23 protein-coding genes, 1 tRNA gene and 1 pseudogene are annotated in these 21882 nt (G+C 72.0%); 9 read left to right on the forward strand and 16 right to left on the reverse strand.

The genetic code is table 11. From position 1 onward, the window contains the following. Window positions 1-82: 82 nt before the first annotated feature. Complete coding sequence (locus AC1ROW_RS12160; protein ID WP_493019167.1) at window positions 83-970, reverse strand: M48 family metalloprotease; 888 nt, start codon at window positions 968-970, stop codon at window positions 83-85. Window positions 971-977: 7 nt separating this feature from the next. After that, entirely contained in the window at window positions 978-1544 is a 567-nt protein-coding gene (locus AC1ROW_RS12165; protein ID WP_179605411.1) for a LemA family protein, read from the reverse strand. Window positions 1545-1696: 152 nt separating this feature from the next. On the opposite strand from AC1ROW_RS12165, the gene AC1ROW_RS12170 reads away from it, so the two are divergent. The 3 genes from AC1ROW_RS12170 to AC1ROW_RS12180 are packed head-to-tail and all read left to right on the forward strand — an operon-like array spanning window position 1697 to window position 3902. After that, window positions 1697-2332 (forward strand): TetR/AcrR family transcriptional regulator, encoded by a 636-nt coding sequence (locus AC1ROW_RS12170; protein WP_493019168.1) that lies wholly within the window; start codon window positions 1697-1699, stop codon window positions 2330-2332. 8 nt (window positions 2333-2340) lie between these two features. Further along, window positions 2341-3171, forward strand: a complete 831-nt coding sequence (locus AC1ROW_RS12175; protein ID WP_493019169.1) for an ABC transporter ATP-binding protein — start codon at window positions 2341-2343, stop codon at window positions 3169-3171. Further along, window positions 3168-3902, forward strand: coding sequence for an ABC transporter permease (locus AC1ROW_RS12180; RefSeq protein WP_493019170.1), 735 nt, complete (start codon window positions 3168-3170; stop codon window positions 3900-3902). Before AC1ROW_RS12175 ends, AC1ROW_RS12180 begins: the two co-directional genes overlap by 4 nt. 72 nt (window positions 3903-3974) lie before the next feature. On the opposite strand, the gene AC1ROW_RS12185 is transcribed toward AC1ROW_RS12180, so the two are convergent. From AC1ROW_RS12185 to AC1ROW_RS12200, 4 genes are read right to left on the reverse strand one after another with little or no spacing between them, the layout of a single operon-like run. Further along, window positions 3975-5288 (reverse strand): D-arabinono-1,4-lactone oxidase, encoded by a 1314-nt coding sequence (locus tag AC1ROW_RS12185; RefSeq protein ID WP_493019171.1) that lies wholly within the window; start codon window positions 5286-5288, stop codon window positions 3975-3977. Then, window positions 5285-6559, reverse strand: coding sequence for an alanine racemase (locus AC1ROW_RS12190; RefSeq protein ID WP_493019172.1), 1275 nt, complete (start codon window positions 6557-6559; stop codon window positions 5285-5287). The genes AC1ROW_RS12185 and AC1ROW_RS12190 overlap by 4 nt, the downstream gene beginning before the upstream one ends. After that, window positions 6559-7815 carry an MFS transporter gene (locus AC1ROW_RS12195; RefSeq protein WP_493019173.1) on the reverse strand — a complete coding sequence of 419 codons (1257 nt, stop codon included), beginning with the start codon at window positions 7813-7815 and terminating at the stop codon, window positions 6559-6561. Before AC1ROW_RS12195 ends, AC1ROW_RS12190 begins: the two co-directional genes overlap by 1 nt. Further along, a complete protein-coding gene (locus tag AC1ROW_RS12200; RefSeq protein ID WP_493019174.1) occupies window positions 7812-8519 on the reverse strand; it encodes a TetR/AcrR family transcriptional regulator in 708 nt (235 codons plus the stop codon). Before AC1ROW_RS12200 ends, AC1ROW_RS12195 begins: the two co-directional genes overlap by 4 nt. 148 nt (window positions 8520-8667) lie before the next feature. Here AC1ROW_RS12200 and AC1ROW_RS12205 point away from each other — a divergent pair, with 148 nt between their 5' ends. After that, a complete protein-coding gene (locus AC1ROW_RS12205; protein WP_493019175.1) occupies window positions 8668-10932 on the forward strand; it encodes an Ig-like domain-containing protein in 2265 nt (754 codons plus the stop codon). Window positions 10933-10963: 31 nt separating this feature from the next. Here the strand turns inward: AC1ROW_RS12205 and AC1ROW_RS12210 are convergent, their stop codons facing one another. Both AC1ROW_RS12210 and AC1ROW_RS12215 read right to left on the reverse strand, forming a co-directional pair. Next, complete coding sequence (locus AC1ROW_RS12210; protein WP_493019176.1) at window positions 10964-11335, reverse strand: YchJ family protein; 372 nt, start codon at window positions 11333-11335, stop codon at window positions 10964-10966. 212 nt (window positions 11336-11547) lie between these two features. Next, a complete protein-coding gene (locus AC1ROW_RS12215; protein ID WP_493019177.1) occupies window positions 11548-11943 on the reverse strand; it encodes a VOC family protein in 396 nt (131 codons plus the stop codon). A 222-nt stretch (window positions 11944-12165) separates the two neighbouring features. Here AC1ROW_RS12215 and AC1ROW_RS12220 point away from each other — a divergent pair. The 3 genes from AC1ROW_RS12220 to AC1ROW_RS12230 all read left to right on the forward strand — a co-directional run bounded on the left by AC1ROW_RS12220 (window position 12166) and on the right by AC1ROW_RS12230 (window position 13376). Next, window positions 12166-12239, forward strand: a tRNA-Leu gene (locus AC1ROW_RS12220). A 26-nt stretch (window positions 12240-12265) separates the two neighbouring features. Beyond that, a complete protein-coding gene (locus AC1ROW_RS12225) occupies window positions 12266-12850 on the forward strand; it encodes an IMPACT family protein (RefSeq protein ID WP_493019178.1) in 585 nt (194 codons plus the stop codon). A gap of 133 nt (window positions 12851-12983) precedes the next feature. Continuing rightward, window positions 12984-13376 carry a hypothetical protein gene (locus AC1ROW_RS12230; protein ID WP_493019179.1) on the forward strand — a complete coding sequence of 131 codons (393 nt, stop codon included), beginning with the start codon at window positions 12984-12986 and terminating at the stop codon, window positions 13374-13376. Between the two features lie 78 nt (window positions 13377-13454). Here AC1ROW_RS12230 and AC1ROW_RS12235 read toward each other — a convergent pair whose 3' ends face one another. From AC1ROW_RS12235 to eno, 6 genes are all read right to left on the reverse strand, one after another. Next, a complete protein-coding gene (locus AC1ROW_RS12235) occupies window positions 13455-14840 on the reverse strand; it encodes an NAD(P)/FAD-dependent oxidoreductase (RefSeq protein ID WP_493019180.1) in 1386 nt (461 codons plus the stop codon). Between the two features lie 39 nt (window positions 14841-14879). Next, the gene (locus AC1ROW_RS12240; RefSeq protein ID WP_493019181.1) at window positions 14880-16187 is read right to left on the reverse strand and encodes a S8 family serine peptidase; all 1308 of its coding nucleotides are present in this window, start codon (window positions 16185-16187) and stop codon (window positions 14880-14882) included. After that, window positions 16166-16678 (reverse strand): DUF501 domain-containing protein, encoded by a 513-nt coding sequence (locus AC1ROW_RS12245; RefSeq protein WP_493019182.1) that lies wholly within the window; start codon window positions 16676-16678, stop codon window positions 16166-16168. Before AC1ROW_RS12245 ends, AC1ROW_RS12240 begins: the two co-directional genes overlap by 22 nt. 14 nt (window positions 16679-16692) lie before the next feature. After that, the gene (locus tag AC1ROW_RS12250) at window positions 16693-17208 is read right to left on the reverse strand and encodes an FtsB family cell division protein (RefSeq protein ID WP_493019183.1); all 516 of its coding nucleotides are present in this window, start codon (window positions 17206-17208) and stop codon (window positions 16693-16695) included. 127 nt (window positions 17209-17335) lie between these two features. Continuing rightward, entirely contained in the window at window positions 17336-17593 is a 258-nt protein-coding gene (locus tag AC1ROW_RS12255; RefSeq protein ID WP_493019184.1) for a hypothetical protein, read from the reverse strand. A gap of 123 nt (window positions 17594-17716) precedes the next feature. Beyond that, on the reverse strand, window positions 17717-18997 hold the full coding sequence (eno, locus tag AC1ROW_RS12260) for a phosphopyruvate hydratase (protein WP_493019185.1): 1281 nt from the start codon (window positions 18995-18997) through the stop codon (window positions 17717-17719). A 68-nt stretch (window positions 18998-19065) separates the two neighbouring features. Between eno and AC1ROW_RS12265 the strand changes: the two are divergent. Together AC1ROW_RS12265 and AC1ROW_RS12270 are read left to right on the forward strand one after the other, a co-directional pair. Continuing rightward, window positions 19066-19185 (forward strand): annotated as a pseudogene (locus tag AC1ROW_RS12265) (tyrosine-protein phosphatase); the annotation flags it as partial. Between the two features lie 4 nt (window positions 19186-19189). Beyond that, window positions 19190-19351, forward strand: coding sequence for a tyrosine-protein phosphatase (locus tag AC1ROW_RS12270; RefSeq protein WP_493019457.1), 162 nt, complete (start codon window positions 19190-19192; stop codon window positions 19349-19351). A 16-nt stretch (window positions 19352-19367) separates the two neighbouring features. Here the strand turns inward: AC1ROW_RS12270 and hisS are convergent, their stop codons facing one another. Together hisS and AC1ROW_RS12280 are read right to left on the reverse strand one after the other, a co-directional pair. Continuing rightward, a complete protein-coding gene (hisS, locus tag AC1ROW_RS12275; protein WP_493019186.1) occupies window positions 19368-20660 on the reverse strand; it encodes a histidine--tRNA ligase in 1293 nt (430 codons plus the stop codon). 412 nt (window positions 20661-21072) lie between these two features. Beyond that, window positions 21073-21870, reverse strand: a complete 798-nt coding sequence (locus AC1ROW_RS12280; RefSeq protein ID WP_493019187.1) for an ABC transporter ATP-binding protein — start codon at window positions 21868-21870, stop codon at window positions 21073-21075. Window positions 21871-21882: the final 12 nt, after the last annotated feature.

Consider the following 21882-nt stretch of genomic DNA (forward strand, 5'->3'; position numbering starts at 1 on the left):
CCCGCGCGCACATTCGTGACGAATGTCGCGAATGCCGCCGCCAAAGCGCACATTCGGCACGAATCGCCGAAGACCGGCTCCGCTAGAAGGTGGAGCCCATCTTCTCGAGTCGGTCGACGCGCTCAGGGATGGGCGGGTGCGTCGAGAACAGCCGGCTCATCAGGCTGGGCCTCAGCGGCTCGGCGATCCACAGGTGCGCCATGCTGCTGTTCTGGCGGCGCATCGGCCGGCCGTAGTCCTGGAGCTTCAGGAGCGCGTTCGCGAGCGCGTCCGGGTGCCGCGTGGTCATCGCTCCGGTGGCGTCCGCGAGGTACTCGCGCTGACGGGAGACCGCGAGCTGCACGAGCGTCGCGACCAGCGGCGCGATGATCGCCGCCACGAGCCCGAACACCAGCACGATCGGGTTGCCCCCGCCGTTGTTGTTATTGCGGTTGTTGCCGCCGAAGAACGCCATCCGCAGGAAGATGTCGGCGATCAGGCCGATGGCGACGGTGAGGCCGAAGACGATCATCGAGAGCCGGATGTCGTAGTTGCGCACGTGCCCGAGCTCGTGCGCCATCACGCCCTCCAGCTCGGCGTCGTTCATGATGTCGAGCAGGCCGGTGGTGGCGGCGACGGAGGCGTGCTGCGGGTCGCGTCCGGTGGCGAACGCGTTGGGCGCGGGATCGTCGATGATGTACACCGCCGGCATCGGCGTGCCGGTCGTGATCGACAGGTTCTCGACCACGTTCCAGAGCCGCGGGTTGTCGGCCTTCGTGATCGGCACCGCGCCCGACATGCTGAGCGCCTGGCTGGAGGCCATGAAGTACTGGAAGACGGCGTAGACGATGGCGCCGATCCCGACCCAGGCCAGGATCGCCCAGCTGTTGTAGATGACCGAGAACAGCCATCCGAGCGCACCGATGAGGATCAGGAACAGCAGGATGATGAAGACGGTGTTGCGCTTGTTCCTGGCGATAGCCCTGTACATCGACGCCCTAGAACTGAACGCGCGGCGGCTCGGCGATCGCCGCCAGGTTGTCGACCTCGAAGAACTCCCGCTCGCTGAAGCCGAGACGGCGGGCGAACAGGTTGTTCGGGAACACCTTGATCTTGGTGTTGAACTCGCGCACCCCGCCGTTGTAGAACCGGCGCGAGGCCTGGATCTTGTCCTCGGTGTCGACCAGGTCGGCCTGCAGGCGCAGGAAGTTCTGGCTCGCCTGGAGCTGCGGATAGGCCTCCGCCACGGCGAAGATGCTCTTCAGCGCGGTCTGCATGTGCCCTTCGGCCACGGATGCCTCACCCGGCGTCTGCGCCGACAGCGTCTCGGCGCGCGCCTTGGTGACGGACTCGAAGACTCCGCGCTCGTGCGCGGCGTAGCCCTTGACCGTCTCGATCAGGTTGGGGATGAGGTCGGCACGACGCTTGAGCTGCACCGTGATGTCGCTCCACGCTTCGTCGACCCGCACCTTGAGCGTGACGAGCGAGTTGTACGTGGCCCAGAAGTAGATTCCGATGATCGCGACGAGCACGACGACGATGATGACCGGAATGAGCCATTCCATTGCGGGAACTCCTAAGCGTGTATGCGCCGATCGACTGCGCTGAACAGCATCCTAACCGGGACGGATGCGGCTCCCACGGGCTTCCCATCACACTCGAAGCAACCGCGATGCGGATGGACAGGGCACCCGGTCCGGGGTGCACAATGGCACACGTGAGTGAGGTCGCCGAACGCCGCAGGAGGGGCCGGCCGCGCAAGGAGCGCGGGGCGGCCTCCACCCGTTCGGCGATCGTGCGGGCGGCCGCGGAGGAGTTCACCGAGCGCGGGTACGAGGCGGCCTCCCTGCGCGCCGTCGCCCGCCGCGCCGGCGTGGACTCGGCGCTCGTGCACCACTACTTCGAGGACAAGGCCGACCTGTTCGCGGCGACCCTGGAGGCGCCGCTGCGGCCGGACCGGGTGCTGAGCGTGGTGCTCGGGGCGCCGCGCGAGGAGGTCGGCGAGACGCTCGTGCGGTACCTGCTCACCCAACTGCAGGACGAGCGGGCGGCCGGCCGGATGGTGCTCATCCTCCGCACCGTGCTCAGCAGCGGCCCCGGGATGCGGATGTTCAGGGAGTTCCTGACCCGGGAGGTCTTCGCCCGCCTCGCGGCGCTGACGCACGCCGACGACGCCGACCTGCGCGCGGACCTGGCGGCCTCCCAGATCGTCGGCGTGCTGATGACCCGGTACGCCCTCAAGCTGGAGCCCATCGCGAGCGCCGACCCCGACGAGCTCGCGCGGCGGGTGGGGCCGGTCATCCAGTGGCATCTGTTCGGGGATATTGACGGCGGGCAGGCTCCAGGCGAATAATTCATCACATGATGAATTCATCGTCCGCCGCCGAGGACGGCCTCGTCGAGGACGCCGCCGTCGTCATCGACGGCTTGCGCGTGAAGCGCGGCCGGACGACCGTGCTCGACGGGCTCGACCTGCACATCCCGCGCGGCCAGGTCGTCGGCCTGCTCGGCCCGAGCGGCTGCGGTAAGACGACGCTGATGCGCTCGATCGTCGGGGTGCAGCGCGTTGCCGCCGGCCGGGTCGAGGTCCTCGGCCAGCCGGCGGGGTCGCTGGCGCTGCGCCACCGGGTCGGCTACGTGACGCAGGCCGCGAGCGTCTACGACGACCTGACGGTGAAACAGAACCTGGCGTACTTCCGCAGCGTGCTCGGCGCCGGCAAGGCGGACGTCGACCGCGCCATCGAGGCCACCGACCTGGGCCCGAACTCCGGCCAGCTGGTGTCCACGCTCTCGGGAGGCCAGCGCAGCCGGGTCTCCCTCGCCGCCGCCCTGCTCGGCTCCCCCGACCTCCTGGTGCTCGACGAGCCGACCGTCGGCCTCGACCCGCTGCTGCGCGTGGAACTGTGGGGTCTGTTCCACCGGCTCGCGGACGGCGGCACCAGCCTCCTGATCTCCAGCCACGTGATGGACGAGGCGACCCGCTGCGACCGGCTGCTGCTGATGCGGGAGGGCGCCATCCTCGCCGACACGACCCCGGAGGAACTGCTGGCCGAGACCGGTGCCGCGGACACGGAGGGCGCGTTCCTGACCCTGCTTCGGCGGCACCACCCCCGGCACGCGCTGGGTGAGGGCGCCGCGGAGAGCGAAGAGACCGAGCACGAAGAGACCGAGCACGGGGAGACCGCGCGATGAACCCCACCCGGACCCTCGCGACCGCCGGCCGCGTGCTCACACAGATCCGGCACGACCCGCGCACCGTCGTCCTGCTCCTTGCCGTGCCCGCCCTGCTGATCGGCCTGGTGGCCTGGATCTTCACGGACACCCCCGTCTTCGCCACCATCGGTCCGGCGATCCTGGCGCTGTTCCCGTTCATCGTCATGTTCCTGGTCACCAGCATCACGACGCTGCGGGAGCGCCGGACGGGGACGCTCGAGCGGCTGCTGTCGATGCCGCTCGGCCGCGGCGACTTCATCCTCGGCTACACGCTGGCGTTCGGTCTGCTCGCCGTGGTGCAGGCGCTGGTCGCGGTCGGCTACGCCGTGTGGGTGTGCGGCCTGGAGATCAAGGGCGACGTCTGGCTGATGGTGGCCGTCGCCGTCACCGACGCGGTGCTCGGCAGTACGCTCGGTCTGTTCGCCAGCGCGTTCGCGCGCACCGAGTTCCAGGTCGTGCAGTTCATGCCGCTGATCGTGTTCCCGCAGATCCTGCTCGGCGGGATCTTCATCCCCCGCGATCAGCTGCCGGACGGCCTCCGCCAGATCAGCGATTGGCTGCCGCTCTCGCACGCGGTGGACGCGCTCAACGCCGTCTCCACGAACTCGCACGACGCCGCGTACATCGGCGGCCAGCTCCTCATCATCGGCGCGTTCGCCGTCGCCGCTATCGTCGTCGGCGCCCTCACCCTCCAGCGCCGCACCCCCTAGCACCCGCCGAGTCCGCGAATAATCAGCCGGAAACCGCCGAGTACGCAGATAATTCGCGTACTCGGCGGGTGCCTACGGGCCGAGGACGCGGCGCAGGTAGGCGTTCTCGAAGCGGCGTTCGGGGTCGAGGCGGTCGCGGACGGCGAGGAAGTCGTCGAAGCGCGGGTAGACGGCGCGCAGCGAGTCTGCGTCGCGGTAGTGGATCTTCCCCCAGTGCGGGCGGCCGTCGTGCGCCTGCATGATCTGCTCGACCGCGGTGAAGTACTCGGTCGGGTCCTCCCGGAAGTAGCGGTGCACCGCGATGTAGCCGGTCTCCCGGCCGTACGCCGTGGACAGCCAGTTGTCGTCGGCCGCCGCCGAGCGCACCTCGATCGGGAACGAGATCCGCCAGCCCTTCCGCTCGATCAGCGCCTTCACCTCGGCGAGCGCGCCGGGTACCGCTGCGCGCGGGAGGGCGTACTCCATCTCCCGGAACCGCACCCCGCGGTTGGTGACGAAGACCTGCGGCGAGTGGTCCGTGAAATCACGGTTGCCGGTGAGCTTCTGGGCGAGCCGGCTGAACGGCGGGATGATCCCCGGCACGACCGTCCCGACCGCGCAGACCCCGCGGTAGACGCCGTTGGCCAGCAGCTCGTCGTCCACCCAGCGGCCGGCCGCCGACAGCGGGGCGCGCGCCTCGGTGAGCGGCAGCCGGGTGTTCGTCTTGGTCAGTCCGGTCTCGGTGTGCGGGAACCAGTAGAACTCGAAGTGGTCCTCCCGCTCCGAGCGCTCCAGATAGCTGTCGAGCACCTGCTGCAGCGGCTCGGGACGCTCGACCGCCTTCAGGAGGTAGGCCGGGGCGCACTGGAGCGTGATGTCCACGATGACCCCGAGCGCCCCGAGCCCGAGCCGGGCGGCGGGCAGCAGGTCGGCGTTCTCGTCCTCGGACACGGTCAGGAGGTCCCCGGCGCCGGAGACGAGCGTGACCGCCACGATCTGGGTGGCCAGGCCGCCGAAGGAGCCGCCGGTGCCGTGGGTGCCGGTGGAGGTCGCGCCCGCGACGGTCTGCCGGTCGATGTCACCCATGTTCTCCAGCGCCAGCCCGTACGGGCGCAGCAGCCGCGGGAGCTGGTGGAGGCGCGTGCCCGCGGCGAGGCGCACCCTCCCGGACTCCAGGTCGACGTCGAGGACGCCGCTGACGTCCTCCAGATCGAGGAGCACGCCGGGCGCCGCGGCGATCCCCGTGAAGCTGTGTCCGGCGCCGACCGCCTTGACCCGCATCCCCTGCTTCGCAGCCGCCGCGACCGCGCGCTGCACGGCCTCGGCGTCGCGCGGCCGCTCGACGCGCTGCGGGCGCACGGACTCGGTGCGGCCCCAGTTCCGCCACACTCCCCCGCTCGCCGTCACAGGAACACCTTCCTCTCGCCGCGGTAGCTCGGCACCGTGCCGACGACCGCGGCCCGGCCGTCCACCGTGTCCACGAGCTGGAAGTCGTTCACGTGCTCGCTCAGCTCGCCCGACTTGGTGTGCCGCAGCCAGACCCGGTCCCCGACGCGGAGAATCCCGGCAGCGGCGCCGATGACCGGGGTCTGCACCTCCCCCGCCATCTCGCGCTCGACCATCGCCAGCCCGGTCGGCCACTCGATCTTCGGGAGCCGGTCGGGCCCGGGAGGGCCGGAGGCGATCCAGCCGCCGCCGAGCAGCGTCGCCGTGCGCTCGTCGGGCCGGCGGACCACCGACAGGGCGAACGACGCCGCGGGTGCGGGCCGGAACCCGCGGTAGGTGTCGAAGAGGTGCCCGCCGAACAGTCCGCTGCCCGCCGCGATCTCCGTCACCGACGGGTCGGAGGCCGTGAACTCCAGCGACCCGGTGCCGCCGCCGTTCACGAACTCCAGGTCGGCGAGCCCGCGCACGGCCTCGACGGCCGCACCGCGGCGGCCGATCAGCTCCTCGCGCGAGTTCTTCTGCATCCAGCGCAGCGTCGCGCCCCACGCCGGGCGGCCGGGCGGGTTGTCGCCCTGGCCGGCGATCTGCGCCTCGTAGCCCATCATTCCGACCAGCGCGAAGCCGGGACGCCGCACGATCGCCTCCGCCACCTGGCGGACCGTCTCGACACGGTGCAGCGGGGAGCGGTAGACGCCGATGTGGCCGAGCACCGGGGCGTCCCAGGAGGAGTCCAGCTCCAGGCACAGCCGGATGGTCTCCCGCTGCGCCGGCGGCACGACCGCGTCGATGAGGTCGAGGTGCGCGAGCGAGTCGACCATGAGCGTGACGCGGGAGGCCAGCTCGGGCGACGCGGCCAGCCGGGCGATGGCCGCCCGGTCGGCGGTCGGGTAGCCGACGACGACGTCCTCGATCGGCGCGTGATCGGCGTCGCCCTCCGCCAGCCACAGCGCCTCGGGCAGCGTGTAGGCGAGCACGCCGGCATAGCCGGGGAGCGCCAGGACGGCGTCCAGCACCGACCGCACCCGCACGGACTTGGAGGCCACCCGGATCGGTTTGCCCGCTGCCCGGCGCAGCATGTCGTGCGTGTTGTGCCGCAGCGCGGGCAGGTGCAGCACGCCGAACGCGGGATCGAGGCGCGCGGTCGCGGCGCTGAGGGCCGGCCAGAACACATCGGGCGTCGTCCAGGTGCGCTCAGCCGCCGCCGGCTTGGCGGTCAGGTCGATCGTGGTCATCAGCGCACCGCCTTCACCCGCGCGACCGCGAGGGCACCCGCGAACGCGAACACGCCGGAGAGCACGAACAGCCCGACGAACCCGCCGAGCGCCGCGACGATCGCGGCGCCGAACAGCGGAGCCATCGCCTGCGGCACGGCCGTGGCGATGTTCATGATGCCGAGGTCCTTGCCGCGGTTCTCCGGGTCGGGCAGCACCTGGGTCGCGAGCGCCTGGTCGACCGAGAGGAAGCAGCCGTAGCCGAGGCCGAGCAGCCCGGCGGCGACCATCGCGACCGACAGCTCCGGCACGAACGCCAGCAGCAGCGCGGCGACACCCTGCAGCGCGGAGGACACGAACACGAACGCCTTGCGCCTCCCGAGCCGGTCGGACAGCCGGCCGAGGACCAGCGACGCGACGATGACGAACACCATGTAGATGAGGATCAGCACCAGGAGGTCGTCGTCGGCGTGCTTATCGTGCAGCCCGAACTCCAGGAAGTACAGCAGCAGCGACGTGCCGAACGCGTTGCCGAAGTTCACCAGCACCCGGCTCAGCAGCGTCCAGCCGAAATCGGGATGCTCGCGCGGGCTGATCCAGAGCCCCTCGATCACGCCGCGGAACGTCATCCGCTCGCGCAGGTGCGGCGGCAGCACCGCGTCCGGGACGAACAGGAACGGCAGCACGAGCAGCACCAGCAGGACGGCCATCGCGGTGTAGCCGACCAGCGCGCCGACGAACACGTAGGTGACGAGCGAGACGCCGAGGATGATGCCGATCGCCTGCGGCGCGCTGATCCAGCCGGAGACGTAGCCGCGCTGGCCGACGGGCACCTGGTCGGAGATGGTCGCGGTGAGCGCCGCGGTGAGCACGCAGAAGCCGGTGAGAGCGAGCGACCAGAACACTCCGATCCCGACCATCGTGGTCTGCAGGCCGAGCAGCACGAGCGACACCGCGAACAGTGCGGCGCCACCGGCGATCCACGGCCGGCGGCGGCCGAACCGGCTCGTCGTGCGGTCGGAGAGCGCGCCGGTCAGCGGATACGCGACGATCGCGCAGACGCCGGAGATGCCGGAGATGACGCCGAAGGCGACGACGTTGTCGACCCAGTAGGTCGTGTGCAGCTGCGCCTGCACCTGGTCGGGCAGCAGCTTCTGGATGGGCGCGAGCTGCGCCATCCAGATACCCAGCCAGGCGACCGCGAAGGCGGCGATCCAGCGGCCGGGGACGCGGCGGGTGGGTTCGGCGAAGACGGCCGGCGTCGAGGTGTTGGTCATCGGGCACCTGGGTTCGGGTCGAGGGCGGAGGGGACGGGGCGAGCGGGGGCCGCGTGGGAAGGGGCGGAGTGGGCGGGGGTTGAATGGGCGCTCACGGGCTGCGGAGCGTCGGCGAGCGCGGCTAGCGCGTCCGCCGCGAAGTCCAGGGCGCGTTCGGCCGCGGCGTCGTCGCGCGTCACCAGCCAGGCGATGGTGAGCCCGTCGGTGAGGGTCACCAGCAGCCGGGCGACCTCCGCGACCGGGAGGCGCCAGGCGCTCCCGGTGAGCTCGGCGGCGTCGCGCGCGGCCCGTTCGGCGAGCTCGTAGTAGCGGTCGTACTGGCGGCGGGCCAGCGGCGAGAAGCCGGGCTCGCGGAGCGCCCACTGGGTCAACTCGAACATCGCCTTCTCGCGGTCGGGGTCGGCCCGCACGCCGTCGAGGTAGTGCTGGAGGCCGGAGCGGATCGCGGCTCGCAGCCCGGGCGGCGCCGTGGCCGGGTCGAGCGCGGGCTCCAGATCGCTCTGCTCCCCCGCCACGACCGTGTTCACCAACTCGGCCATCAGCTCGTCGCGGGAGCCGAAGACGTAGTGGAAGCTGGCCAGCGGCATTCCGGCCTCAGCGACGATGCGCCGGGTGGTGGCGGCCGCGATCCCGTCCCGCGCGATCACCCGCAGGGCAGCCTGCACCAGGGCGGCGCGCCGTGCTGCCGGGGCGATGCGCGTCATCGAAGCTCCTCACGGTGCCGTCGCGCGTCGTCGCGCGAAGTGGGACAGTTGACCCACTTGTCAGTATGCCGCAAATCCGGCCCGCTGGTTTGACAGGAGGCGTGTCCTGCCCCTCAAATGGGGTGGAATGCGGGAATCGATGTCGGACGTGTCTCCACCAGTCCGGCCCAGGGGGGCGACCGGGCTGGTCGTCGCCGTGCTGTCCGGATTCGTGCTCGCCGCGCTCACGTCCGCTGCCGGATCGATCGCCGGGCTTGCGCCGCCCGCGTCGGCCCAGACATCCGTCGCGCCCGCCTCGGAAGGCGCCCCCTTCGCCGCCTCCACATCCCGCAGCCTTCAGGCCCTCACAGCTTCCGCGGCCCTCTCCGGCCCGTCGCTCGCCGACGCGGCCGCCCCCGCCGACAACACGGCCGCTCCGTCCGACACCCCGACCCCGACACCGACGCCGGGTCCACCGAGGCTCGACCCGCTGCCGAGCGGTCTGGTGACGACCTTCCCGCTCACCGTCTCCGGGACCGCCGACCCCGGCGACACCGTCGACGTCTCCGGCGGCTCCTCGACGAGCGCCGCCACCTCGTGCAGCGTGACCGCCGCGACGGACGGGACCTTCCGCTGCGCCCTGCAGCGTCTCCCCGACGGGCCCGGCGTGCCGGTCCGCGCCGTCTCGCGTTCCAGCGGTCTCGCCGACAGCGGACGCGTCGACGTGCTCTCTCCGCCGGTCATCGCCTCCGCCCAGGGCGGGGCCACCGGCGGCGGGATCCGCGGCACGGCCTACCCGGGCGCCTCCGTGACCGTGACCGCCGAGACCGGCGCATCCTGCACCTTTCCCGCGGACAGCGCCGGCAACTGGGGCTGCGTCATCCAGGGGCTCGGCGACGGCCGGCACACGATCACCGCCACCCAGGTGGCCTCGTTCTCGTCCACGCGGTCGGCCCCCAGCGCGCCGGTGGCCGTCGAGGTCGACACCGTCGCGCCGCCCGCCCCGACCCTCACCTCACCCGCGCCCGGCACGACCGTCGCCGCCGGCGCGCCGATCGGGTTCGGCGGCGCCGGCCAGCAGGGCGGCACCGTCACCGTCTACGCGAGCACCTCGAAGGGCACGACCGTGGTCTGCGCCGCGGGGGTCGCCGGCAGCGCCTGGTCGTGCTCGGCCACCCTCCCCGCGGGCGACTACCTGATCTCTGCCCTGCAACGCGACGCCGCCGGGAACGTGAGCGCGGGCAGCAACACCGTCGCGGTCACCGTGGAGGCCGGCGCCGGCGCGACGACGCCGAAGAAAGCACCCAGCACCCCGGCCCCGGCTCCCGCACCCGCGGTGCCGCCGACGACCCCGGCGCCGCCCTCCGCTTCGTCCGGACCGACGCATCCCGACACCAAGGGCTGGACCTCCACGCCGTTCACGACCGCCTCGGCGCCAGTGGTCACGGCGGCGTCCGTGCCCGGCTGGCTGCGCTCGGTCGGCCTGGCGGTCGCGGCTCTGCTGCTGCTGGTGCTCCCGGGCCGGCTGCTCGTGGCCTCGCTGGCGCGCCCGCGAGAGCCGCGCGAGGCGCGGGCCTCGATCTTCGGCCGCAACCGGGCCGCCGCCGAACTCGGCGAGGCGGACGCGCTGCTCGGCGGGCGCGGTGCCGCGACGGAGGTCGGTGCGCCCGTCGCACCTGGCGCACCGGGCGGTCCGGAACCGCGAGCCGGGCAGCCCGTGTGGCTCGCGCCGGTCGTCGGCGTCGCCGCGGCCCTGCTCGTGACCCTGTCGACCTCCGTCCACGACGCCGCGGCGTACGTCCGTCTGCTCGCCGCCGTCTCGCTCGCGATCGCGGCCGTCAATGCGATCTGGGTCCTCTCGGCCCGCGGCATGACCCGGCACCTCGGCGTGGGGGTGGCGCGGACGGTCGTTCGGCCCGGCCTCCTCGTCGTCGTCGCGGTGGCCGCGATCGGCTCACGGCTGCTCGGCCTGGAGCCGGCCCTCCTGTTCGGCCTGGTGCTCGGGGCGGTGCTCCCCGAGGGGCTGGGACGCGTGGGACGCGGCCGGACCGCGGCCGTCCAGCTCTCGGCGGTCGCCGCCCTCGGCGTGCTCGCCTGGCTGGCCGTCGGCGTCCTCCCGACGCCGTCCGGCGCGCCGTCGGCGTTCCTGGTGGAGCTGGTGAACGCCCTCGCCCTCGTCGCGATCGGCTCTACCTCCATCGCACTGCTCCCGTTCGGCCGGCTCGCCGGACGCGCCGTGTTGCAGTGGTCACGCCTCCTCTGGCTGGCGCTGGCGCTCGTCGTCTACACGGTGCTGTTCGCGCTGCTGCTTCCGGTGGCGTCGCTGGCGCAGACCGGGGCCGGCGTCGTCGCGGTCGTGATCGCCGCCGTCGCGTTCGCGGTGGTCGGGCTGTCGGTGTGGCTGTGGGAGCGGTACGTGGAGCCCGCGCGCTGACACTCCCTCGCTCGCGCTTCGTCGCTCGCGCTCAGAGCGCGGCGACGTAGAACCAGTCGCCGCCCTCCCGGACGAACCGGGACACCTCGTGCACGCTGCCGCGCTCGGAGCCCTTGTAGTACGCGGTGAACGCCACCACGCCGTCCCGGTCGAACGGGCCGCCCCGCTCGGTGGACTCGATGTCCAGCCGGTACCAGCGCAGCCCGTCATCCAGCTCGAGCGCCTCCGGCCGCGTGGACGGGTGCCAGCTCCGCAGCAGGTAGCCGGCGTCCCCGAGCGCGAACGCGCTGAACCGGGACCGCATCAACCGCTCGGCCGTCGGAGCCGCGGCGCCGGCGTGCAGCGGCCCGCAGCAGTTCGCGTAGGTCTCGCCGGTCCCGCAGGGGCATCGCGTGTCGGTCACCCGGCCGAGCCTAGCCGACCCGCACGAGGCACCTCCGCCGGAGACGAAGAAGACCCGGCTGGAGCCTTGCGTCGGGGGATCTCGGGCTCCAGCCGGGTCGGAGGACACCTCACCAGAAAGGGTGTCGGCACCCAGTGTGCACGGCCAGGGTGGGTGCCCCCTTGGGGCGACCTGAAGGACCTCTCAGCGCAGCGGATATCCCGTTCGCGCACTCAGGAACCGGAACCCGCGGCCTCCTGCGCGGGCTCGGCTGCCTTCTCCCCGGCGGCGATGACGCAGAACCGGTTGCCGTCCGGATCGGCGAGGACCACGTAGTCGGCGCCGTCCTCGTACTCCCACTCGACGTCGGCCGCGCCGAGCCCGCGCAGCCGCGCCGCCTCGGCCTGCTGATCGTCGGCGTACAGGTCGAGATGGTGCCGCGGCGAGGGATTCGCCTCGCTGCCGACCAGTTTGAGCGCCAGCTGCGGCCCGACCCCGGCGACGGGGACGAGGATGGCCCAGTCGACGTCCGGCTCCCGCAGCGGCCGGTAGCCGAGCGCAGCCGACCAGAACCCGACGGCACGCGGAAGGTCGCGCACGCCCCACACGATGGAACCGATCCGGATCATGCTCCCACCTTCCGACGCAGCCGGGCGGCCGACAAGGGGCACGGCCACCCGGACACCGTATATGGTGGGACGCATGGAAGGCGTGCTCATCGGATTCATCTGGACGGTCATCATCGTCGGCGGCGCACTCGCGTTAGCCGCCATCGTCCAGATGGTGAAGTCGCCCTACCGCGACCGCTGACGCGAGCGGACGCCGGACGGATCGCCCCTGTAGCCCAATTGGCCCCCATAGCCCAATCGGCAGAGGCAGGCGACTTAAAATCGCCCGAGTGTGGGTTCGAGTCCCACTGGGGGCACCTGTGATCGATCGTCGGGCCATGCCATGACCCACACCCTCGCCGCCCCGGCGAGCGCCGAGCTCGAGGTGCGGCGCAGCCGTTTCGTCGCCCTGGTCACGCCGGTCGAGGGCCGCGAGGAGGCGCTCGCCGTCGTCGCCCGGCTGCGCGCCGAGCATCCCGCGGCCTCGCACGTCTGCTGGGCGCTGCTCGCCGGCGGCCACTCCGGGATGTCGGACGACGGGGAGCCGTCCGGCACGGCCGGGCGCCCGATCCTGGAGGTGCTGCGGCACCACGACCTCGACGGCGTCCTCGGCGCGGTGGTCCGCTACTTCGGCGGCGTGAAGCTGGGCGCCGGCGGCCTGGTGCGCGCGTACACCGACGCCATCGCGGCGGCCGTCGCCGGCGCCGAGAAGGTCGAGCGCGTCCCTGAGGCTGAGCTCCGGCTGGAGGCCGACTACGCCGACGCCGAGCGCGTCCGGCGCTGGGCGGAGGGCGAGGGCTACGCCGATCCGGAGGCGGAGTACGGGGAGACCGTGCTCCTGACCCTTCGGGTCCCGGAAGCGGCACGGGACACGGCGGTCACCGCGGTCGCCGATCTCAGCAACGGCCGCGTGCGCGTCCTCGGCTGACGGGAGCGTCGCCATCGCAGGAAGACACAGCTGAACTTCCTGCCGAACGCCATTCGAAAGGAAGTTGGCCGGCGTGGCGAGGCGATTCTCCCGCGTGGCGGGCGGCATGCCCTGGCGGCCCTAGACTGCGGAAATGCGTGTTCATCCATCCGTCATCGCGGCGGGCGTCGCCCTCCTGGCATTGTCCGGCTGCGCAGCGACCGAGTCGGCCGGACGGGCGGTATCGGCTACGCCGTCTGTCTCTTTCGCGACTCCGAGTGGGACCACGCCGGTCGTAACCAGCGCAGAGGCGACCGACACGTGCTGGAACGCCTACGCCGCCAACTTCTCCGCAGCTCCCGATCGTCGAGGGCTGACGAAGGCGGAATTCGGCCCGAAGGCCGACGGTTTCGATGTGACGCTCACCGTACAGAACGGAGAGACGCTGAACGCCGACGGCAGTAGAACACCGATCTTCGACCTCGCGGCCTGCTCCCTGAACCACGACGGGACTCTCGGCGGGATCTCGGTCAAGTACGGCAGTTGAGGGGGCGACGGCGTGTCGCCTCCCCTCTCCGACGCGAGGAGGCCCGGCCCCACAGGACCGGGCCTTCTCGCACGACGACTACTTGGCCGCAGCAGGCTCTTTCGCGACAGCCTTCTTCGGCGCCTCCGGAGCCGCCTCGACGGCCGGCTTCGGGCGGGCAGCGAATTCCTCGAACGCGGCCCGCGGGGCCTGGAGGGCCTCCAGGGACACGATGTCGCGGCCGAGCCAGAAGTTGTTCCACCAGCCCCAGAGCACGCGCCACTTGCGCTCCCAGCTCGGCATCGCCAGGCCGTGGTAGCCGCGGTGCGCGAACCAGCCGAGAACGCCCTTGACGGCGATCTTGCCGGACTGCAGCACACCGATGCCGAGGCCGAGGCCCGCGACCGCGCCGAGGCTCTTGTGGTAGTACTGGCGCGGCAGCTCGCCGCGCAGGTCCGCGATGATGTTCTTTGCGAGCAGCTTGCCCTGGCGGACGGCGTGCTGGGCGTTCGGCACGCAGTAGCCGCCGACGCCCGCGCCGGTCAGGTCGGGGACGGCCGAGACGTCGCCGGCGCCCCAGGCGCCTTCGATGATCTCCTCGTCGGTGCCCACACGCAGGTCGGCGCGCACGCGCAGCCGGCCGCGCTCCTCGATGGGGAGGTCGGTGTGGCGGACCACGGTCGGGTTGGCCATGACGCCGGCCGTCCAGACGATGAGGTCGGTCTCGAAGCTCTCGCCGGTGGACAGCTCGATGCGGCCGTCGACGGCGCTGGTGAGCTGCGTCTCCAGGTGGATCTCCGCACCTCGCTCCGCGAGGTTCTTGATGACCCAGTGGCTGGTCGGGAGGGAGACCTCCGGCATGATCCGGCCCATGGCCTCGATCAGGTGGAAGTGCGTGTCCTCGAAGCTCAGCTCCGGGTACTTCTTGAGCAGCGCGCTGGCGAAGGAGCGCAGCTCGGCGAAGATCTCGATGCCCGCGAAGCCGCCGCCGACGACGGTGACGGTCAGGAGACGGTCGCGCTCCGGGCCGGGCGGGAGGGTCGCCGCCTTGTCGAAGTTGGTGAGCAGGGTGTCGCGGATGTACACGGCCTCCTCGATCGTCTTGAGGCCGACGGCCTGATCGGCGACGCCCGGGATCGGGAACGTGCGCGACACGGCGCCCGCGGTGACCACGACGATGTCGTACTCGAACTCGTACGGTTCGCCCGCGGCCGGCGCGATGGTCGCCGTCTTGTTCGCGTGGTCGATGTAGGTGACCTTGCCGCTCACGATGTTCGTGGTCTTGAGGTGGCGGCGGTGCGAGACGACCGCGTGGCGGGGCTCGATGGAGCCGACGGCCACCTCGGGGAGGAACGGCTGGTACGTCATGTACGGCAGCGGGTCGACCATGGTGACCTCGGCCTCGCCCGAGCGGAGCTGCTTCTCGAGCTTCCACGCGGTATAGAAACCGGCGTATCCTCCGCCGACGATCAGGATTTTGGGCACAGTAATGCGTCTCCTCAACACGAAAGTATGGGTGTTAATCTACCCCCTGCTGCGCGCTCGCCTGAAATGCAGCCACGCACCGACCCCGCCGAGGGCGAGGAGTGTGACGAAACCGGAGATCAGACCGAACGGCAGCCAGAAGGCGGTGAGGACGCTCCATCGCGGCCAGAAGTACGATTCCCATGTTACAGGCCGTTCCGGGCTGAGCTTCGCGGGCGCCGGAGCCACCTGCGCGTTCGGCGGATTCGGGGCGGCCTCGCCGGGTGCGGCGGGCGCGTCGGCCCGACGATGGATGTGAACCCACTGGGTCAGGTCGCCCATCGGGTTGGCGCTCACGTGCGGAACGGTCGCGGTCACCGCGGCCGCCGCGTCGAGCAGCCCGTAGCCGTAGACCGGGCTCGGGATCGTCGGGGAGCCGGCCGGCTTGCGCGCGGTGCGGATGATCCGGTTGATGACGTCCGGCGCCTTCAGCTCGGGATGCGCGGCCCGGACCAGCGCGACCGCCCCGGCGACGAGCGGCGCCGCGCCGCTGGTGCCGGCCCACTGCACGTAGCCTCCGCCCGGGTTGGCGCCGACCAGCTCCTCGCTCGGCGCGGACACGCCGATCGTGATGCCCTGCGAGGACGCGTCGAAGGAGGCCTGCCCTGCCCGGTCGACGCCGGCGACGGTGAGGACGCCGGGGATCGTGGCGGGCGCCCCGACTTCGGTAGTCCCGCTTCCCCGGTTGCCGGCCGCCGCGACCACGACCACGTCGTGCGAGAACGCGTACTGAAAGGCGTCGTCCCAACTCGTGGGCCAGTCCAGGGTGTTCCTGGTGAGGGAGATGTTGATGACGGAGGCCCCGCTGTCGACCGCCCAGCGCATCGCCTTCGCGATCTGGTCGTCGTTGTCGACGTTCCCTGTCGCCTTGCCGAGGGCGACGGAGGCGCTGAGGATGCTCGCCTGCGGCGCGGCGCCCAGCACTCCCGAGGTCGGCCCGGTGCCGCGCCCGGCGAGCAGCGAGGCCACCCAGGTGCCGTGGTCGGCGGCGTCTCCGTCGCCGAGCGGCTTCTGGCCGTTCGGCGCGCCGACGCCGGAGACGTCCGTCCCGCCGGTCACCGCTCCGGCCAGGTCGGGGACCGTGCCGTCCACGCCGGTGTCGATCACCGCGACCTTCACGCCCGCGCCCTGGGTGGTCTGCCAGGCCTGGGTGAAGCCGTACTCGGTCAGCCAGTACTCCAGGTCGCGCACCTGGTCGGCGTGCGCGGCGGTCGCGGGCGCGATCCCGACGACGAGGGCAGCTGCGAGCGCCGTCGCGCCCGCCGCCAGGGTGCGGCGGAACCGGGTCAGCCGGCCTGGATGCGGCACTCGCACACCTCGGGCGACCAGCCGCCCCGCGCAAGCGCCAGGTCGCCGATCGGGTTGACGCCCGGGCCGGCGGCGAGCGCGTGGGCGGCGAGCGCGTGCAGGCACTTGACGCGGGTCGGCATCCCGCCCGCCGAGACGCCGGCGAGCTCGGGGACGACGCCGACGGACTCCCGGTCGGCGAGGTACTGCTCGTGCGCCGCCCGGTACTGGTCGCGCACCTCCTCGTCCTCGGCCAGGAGGTCGTTGTACTCGTTCATCACCTGGGTGGCCTCGAGCTGCGACATGGCGGCGGTGGCGGCCGGGTGGGAGAGGTAGTAGAAGGTCGGGAACGGTGTGCCGTCATCCAGCCGCGGGGCGGTGGACACGACCGTCGGACGGCCGCACACGCAGCGCGCGGCGATGCCGACGACGTTGCGCGCCGGGCGGCCGAGCTGCTCGCTGACGGCGGCGATGTCGGCGTCGGTGACGGGGTCGAATGGGGGTCTGGTCATGGCGTGCCTTGTGCTTACTTGCTCGGTGCGGGGGTCGGGGTGGGCGCCGGCGTGCTGCCGAGCTGCGCGGGGGTGGCGTCGGTGAGTCCGGCGCCCATCAGCGAGCCGAACAGGGAGCCGACCCAGTCGGTGCGGGTCTTCTGGAGCTTGGAGCTCACCGGGGTCGTGTCGCCCTTCGCCGCCGGCGGACGGTCGTCGATGACCAGGTAGCTGGTCTCCCCCGGCATGACGTAGTACAGCCGGTCGCGGGCCTGGGCGCGGATGTAGCTCGGGTCGTTCCAGCGGGCGCGCTGCTCCTTGAGCGCGTCCACCTGGGCGGAGAGCTCCTGGACGGCCTTCTGCTGGTCGGCGATCTGCTGCCGCTGCGCGAGGTAGCCCTGCAGCGACGGCGCCAGGATGACGACGGCGAGCACGACGGCCCCCATCATCACCAGCGAGAACGCCGAGAAGTGCAGCCCGCGCAGCCATCGCCCGGTCGCCGTCGGCTGCTCGAAGGAGGCGGCGACGCGCTGCGTGCGCGGCTTGGGCATGGCCCCTCCTGCGGGTGTCGGCGGACGTGGAGGACCGGGCGTCCCCGCTCTCAATCGTAGGCGATGGGTGCTGAGCGGCGGCCGCGCGGACGGGGTGTCGCCGGGTGCTCAGTCCCCTGTCAGCGTCTCAGTGCGCCGTCAGCATGACGACGAGCCGGACGGCGCCGACAGCGACCAGCCCGAGACCGCCGAGCGTGAACACCAGTCCGATCGCCCGGGCGTCGCGCGGCCGGAACCGCTGCCGCGCATCCCGGTCGGCGAACAGCGCCGCCGCCCGCTCGGGCCGCCGCAGCAGGTAGCCGCCGAACACGACGAACAGCGCCGCGAGCAGCAGGAACACGCCGAGCGGGACGAGCTCGGCCGGGACCCCCGCGGCGGTGCGCACCAGCCGATTCTCGCAGACACCCTCCATCCGCCGCCCCTGAAGCAACCGAGGGGCACGTCGCGGCCCATATTCGCCTGGAATAACGGCCGTAACGTGCCCCTCGACGGGAGTGGCGGAGCTGACTCAGCCCTGGAAGCGCGGGAACGCGCTGCGCCCGGCGTACACGGCCGCGTCGCCCAGCTCCTCCTCGATGCGGAGCAGCTGGTTGTACTTGGCGACGCGCTCGGAGCGGGCCGGCGCGCCGGTCTTGATCTGGCCGGCGTCGGTGGCGACGGCGAGGTCGGCGATCGTGGTGTCCTCGGTCTCGCCGGAGCGGTGCGAAAGCACGGCGGTCATGCCGCTGCGCTGGGCCAGCGACACCGCGTCGAGCGTCTCGGTGAGAGTGCCGATCTGGTTGACCTTGACCAGGATGCTGTTCGCTGCCTTCGCCTGGATGCCCTGGGCAAGGCGCTTCGGGTTGGTGACGAACAGGTCGTCGCCGACGAGCTGCAGCTTCGAGCCGATCTCGGAGTTCAGGTGGGCCCAGCCCGCCCAGTCGTCCTCGGCGAGCGGGTCCTCGATCGAGACCAGCGGGTAGTTGGCGGCGAGCTCGGCGTAGTAGGCGCTCATCTGGGCGGCCGTGCGGTCCTGGCCCTCGAAACGGTAGACGCCGTTCTCGAAGAACTCGGTGGACGCGACGTCGAGGCCGAGGGCGATCTGCGAGCCGACCGTGTAGCCGGCCTTCTCGATGGCCTCGGAGATGAGGTCGAGCGCGGCACGGTTGTGCTCCAGCTTGGGGGCGAAGCCGCCCTCGTCGCCGAGGCCGGTGTTGAGGCCCTTCGACTTCAGCAGCGCCTTGAGCGAGTGGTAGGTCTCCACGCCCCAGCGCAGGCCCTCGGAGAAGGTCTCGGCGCCGATCGGCAGGATCATGAACTCCTGGATGTCGACGCCGGTGTCGGCGTGCGCGCCGCCGTTGATGATGTTCATCATCGGGACCGGGAGGACGTGCGCGTTCGGGCCGCCGACGTAGCGGAACAGCGGGAGGTCGGCCGAGTCGGCCGCGGCCTTGGCGACGGCGAGGCTGACGCCGAGGATCGCGTTGGCGCCCAGGCGCTTCTTGTTGTCGGTGCCGTCGAGCTCGATCATGGCCTCGTCCACGAGGCGCTGGTCGCTGGCCTCGAAGCCCTCGATCGCCGGGCCGATCTCGTCCAGGACGGCGTCCACGGCCTTCTCGACGCCCTTGCCCAGGTAGCGGTCCTTGTCGCCGTCGCGAAGCTCGTAGGCCTCGAAGGCGCCGGTCGACGCACCGGACGGGACGGCGGCACGGCTGACCGTGCCGTCCTCCAGGAGCACCTCGACCTCGACGGTCGGGTTGCCGCGGGAGTCGAGAATCTCGCGAGCGCCTACAGCTTCGATCTGAGCCACAACAGTCTCCTTGATGGTTTTCGTGGGTGTGAGGTCAGTCTAGTGAAGCCGCGTAAACGCCCGGAACGGTGTGGCTCGATGCTTGCGGTGAATGGCGCGACTGCTCCCGCGCGGGCGCCTCGGATGCGGCGGCGGACGCCGTCATCACCCACTGCGCCGCGGGCAAGGACCGCACCGGGTGGACCAGCGAGCATTTCGGCTGCCCTCAGGGGATCGCGGACCCAGCGGTCGTTCCTCGACGCGGCCTACTCCGCCGTGGCGGACGAGTACGGCTCGGTCGACGCCTACCTGACGAAGGGGCTCGGGCTCTCGAAGGACACCTTGGAGAAGCTCCGCGGCAAGCTCACCGCCTGACGTCCAGCGCCGCCGGCTACGCCAGCGGCTTGAACTCCAGCGCGGCGGCGTCCGCGGTCTCCGGGCCGACGAACGCGAACGACCGGTACCCGGCCGCCGCCGCGCGATCCAGCACGGCCTTCAGGTTCTTCGCCCGCCGGTCGAGCCGCACCCGGCGGCCGGAGGCGATCAGCTCGGACTTGATCGCCATCAGCCGGTCGAGCGGGACGCTCGGGTCGTGCACGAGCACCACGGTGTCCGCCGCGGAGTCCTCCGGCACCTCGATGAGGTCGACCACGCGCTCGAAGCCGATGGAGAACCCGCACGCGGGCACGTCGGTGCCGAGGAACCGGCCGATCATCCCGTCGTAACGGCCGCCGCCGCCCACCGAACTGCCGGAGCCCGGGTGCGCGATCTCGAAGATCGTGCCGGTGTAGTAGCCCATGCCGCGCACCAGGGTGGGGTCGAACCGCAGCGCGACGCCCTCCGGGAGGGTGTCGAGGGCGTGCGCGAGCGCCTCCAGGTCGGCGATGGCGTCGGTGTCCATGCCCTCGGGCAGGATGCCTGCGATCGCCTCGACGGTCAGCGCCACGCCGCCGTCGGCGAGGTGCGGCTCCAGCCCGGCCAGGATGCCGCCGAGGACCGCGGCGGAGTCCGCGCCGCCCTCGCTCAGCTCGGCGACCACGCCCTCCGCGCCGATCTTGTCGAGCTTGTCGATCGAGATCAGCACCTGCGGCCAGCGCGACTCGGCGAACCCGCAGTACTCCAGCAAGCCGTTCAGGATACGGCGGTCGTTGATCCGGATGGTGCAGCCGGCCAGGCCCAGGGCCTCCAGCGCCGCGGCGGTCGCGGTGATGAGCTCCACCTCCGCGAGCTGCGAGCCCTCCCCGATGATGTCGATGTCGCACTGCACGAACTGGCGGTAGCGGCCCTTCTGCGGCCGTTCGGCCCGCCAGACCGGTGCGATCTGGATGCTGCGGAACACCGGAGGCAGCTCGGCCCGGTGCGTGGCGTAGAAGCGGGCCAGCGGGACGGTGAGGTCGAAGCGGAGGCCGAGGTCGCAGAGCGCGAGGGCGTCCCCCGACTCGATCGCGGCGCGCAGGTCGTCGCCGCTGAGGCCGCGCTTCAGCACGCTGAAGGCCAGCTTCTCGTTGTCGCCGCCGAGACCCGAGTGCAGACGCGCGACGTCCTCGACGACCGGGGTCTCGATCTCGTCGAAGCCGTGCGCGGCGAAGCTCCGCCGGATCACGCCCAGCGCATGCTCGCGGCGGGCCTTCTCGGCGGGGAGGAAGTCGCGCATGCCGCGGGGCGGGGTGATCGGGGAAGCCATGCGACGATTCTTCCAGATGGCGGGCTGGGAGTGCCGCCCGCCGAAGGAACCGCATCGCCGCCCGGGGAGAACTCCTCGCCAATGCCGCCCCGGGGGATCGCGGGCGAGACGGCGGCGGTCGTAGACTGCTGGCGTTGCCACCCTGATGTCGTGCCGACCCCGCGCGATGCGGTGGTGTCCCAGTGAGGACCTGGCATGAGCCGCAGTCGTCCGACCACCTCGGCTGCGTTGCCAGACACACGACAACGCGTCCGCCCCAGGACCGGGGTGTAAGCGCCGCCGGTCGGCGCCCGTCACCCGATCGGCGGCCCGGGTCCCCCGGCGGGCGCGCTGCCGGCCCGCGCCCGGAACGACCTGGCAGGACACGCCGCGTGCGCGCGTCGCGACGCGGCGTGTCCTGCCAGGTCGTCGTTCAGAGCGTGTGGTGTCTGCCGAGCGGGACGACGAGCGGCGTGCCCGCCACCGGGTCCGGCGTGATGACCGACTCGACGCCGAAGACGTCGCGGACAAGATCGGCTGTGACGACCTCCGCGGGATCGCCGGCGGCGACGACGGCCCCCGCCCGCATCGCCACCAGGTGGTCGGCGTAGCGCGCGGCGAGGTTGAGGTCGTGCAGGACCATGACCACCGTCGTCCCGCGCGCCGCGTTCAGGTCGAGCAGCAGGTCGAGCACGTCGAGCTGGTGGCTGAGGTCGAGGAACGTCGTGGGCTCGTCCAGCAGGAGGATGCCGGTCTGCTGGGCGAGCGCCATCGCGATCCACACCCGCTGGCGCTGGCCGCCGGAGAGCTCGTCGATCGCGCGGTCAGCCAGCTCGGCGACGCCGGTCGCGGCCATGGCCTCCTGCACGGCCACGTCGTCCTGCGCGGTCCAGCGCCGGAACCAGCCCTGGTGGGGGTAGCGACCGCGCGAGACGAGGTCGGCCACGGTGATCCCGTCGGGCGCGGTCGGCGTCTGCGGCAGCAGCCCGAGCCGGGTGGCGACTTCCCTGGTCGACAGTGTGCGGATGTCCGCGCCGTCGAGCAGCACCCGCCCGGAGGCCGGCGCGAGCAGGCGGGACAGCCCGCGCAGCAGTGTGGACTTGCCGCAGGCGTTCGGCCCGACGATGGCGGTCACACGGCCGGCCGGGATGTCCAGGTCGAGGCCCTCGACCACGACCCGGCCCTCGTAGGCGAGGGTGAGGTCGTGCGCGGCCAGGGTCTGCTCGGTCATGCGGGCCCGCTC

The sequence above is a fragment of the Leifsonia sp. GW821-FHT13C09 genome, assembly GCF_058806435.1.

Excerpts from the sequence above, each read along its gene's own strand:
- AC1ROW_RS12160 (WP_493019167.1), bottom strand. The coding sequence starts at position 970 with ATGTACAGGGCTATCGCCAGGAACAAGCGCAACACCGTCTTCATCATC.
- AC1ROW_RS12165 (WP_179605411.1), bottom strand. The coding sequence starts at position 1,544 with ATGGAATGGCTCATTCCGGTCATCATCGTCGTCGTGCTCGTCGCGATC.
- AC1ROW_RS12175 (WP_493019169.1), top strand. The coding sequence starts at position 2,341 with ATGATGAATTCATCGTCCGCCGCCGAGGACGGCCTCGTCGAGGACGCC.
- AC1ROW_RS12180 (WP_493019170.1), top strand. The coding sequence starts at position 3,168 with ATGAACCCCACCCGGACCCTCGCGACCGCCGGCCGCGTGCTCACACAG.
- AC1ROW_RS12190 (WP_493019172.1), bottom strand. The coding sequence starts at position 6,559 with ATGACCACGATCGACCTGACCGCCAAGCCGGCGGCGGCTGAGCGCACC.
- AC1ROW_RS12195 (WP_493019173.1), bottom strand. The coding sequence starts at position 7,815 with ATGACCAACACCTCGACGCCGGCCGTCTTCGCCGAACCCACCCGCCGC.
- AC1ROW_RS12200 (WP_493019174.1), bottom strand. The coding sequence starts at position 8,519 with ATGACGCGCATCGCCCCGGCAGCACGGCGCGCCGCCCTGGTGCAGGCT.
- AC1ROW_RS12215 (WP_493019177.1), bottom strand. The coding sequence starts at position 11,943 with ATGATCCGGATCGGTTCCATCGTGTGGGGCGTGCGCGACCTTCCGCGT.
- AC1ROW_RS12225 (WP_493019178.1), top strand. The coding sequence starts at position 12,266 with ATGACCCACACCCTCGCCGCCCCGGCGAGCGCCGAGCTCGAGGTGCGG.
- AC1ROW_RS12230 (WP_493019179.1), top strand. The coding sequence starts at position 12,984 with ATGCGTGTTCATCCATCCGTCATCGCGGCGGGCGTCGCCCTCCTGGCA.
- AC1ROW_RS12245 (WP_493019182.1), bottom strand. The coding sequence starts at position 16,678 with ATGACCAGACCCCCATTCGACCCCGTCACCGACGCCGACATCGCCGCC.
- AC1ROW_RS12250 (WP_493019183.1), bottom strand. The coding sequence starts at position 17,208 with ATGCCCAAGCCGCGCACGCAGCGCGTCGCCGCCTCCTTCGAGCAGCCG.
- hisS (WP_493019186.1), bottom strand. The coding sequence starts at position 20,660 with ATGGCTTCCCCGATCACCCCGCCCCGCGGCATGCGCGACTTCCTCCCC.
- AC1ROW_RS12280 (WP_493019187.1), bottom strand. The coding sequence starts at position 21,870 with ATGACCGAGCAGACCCTGGCCGCGCACGACCTCACCCTCGCCTACGAG.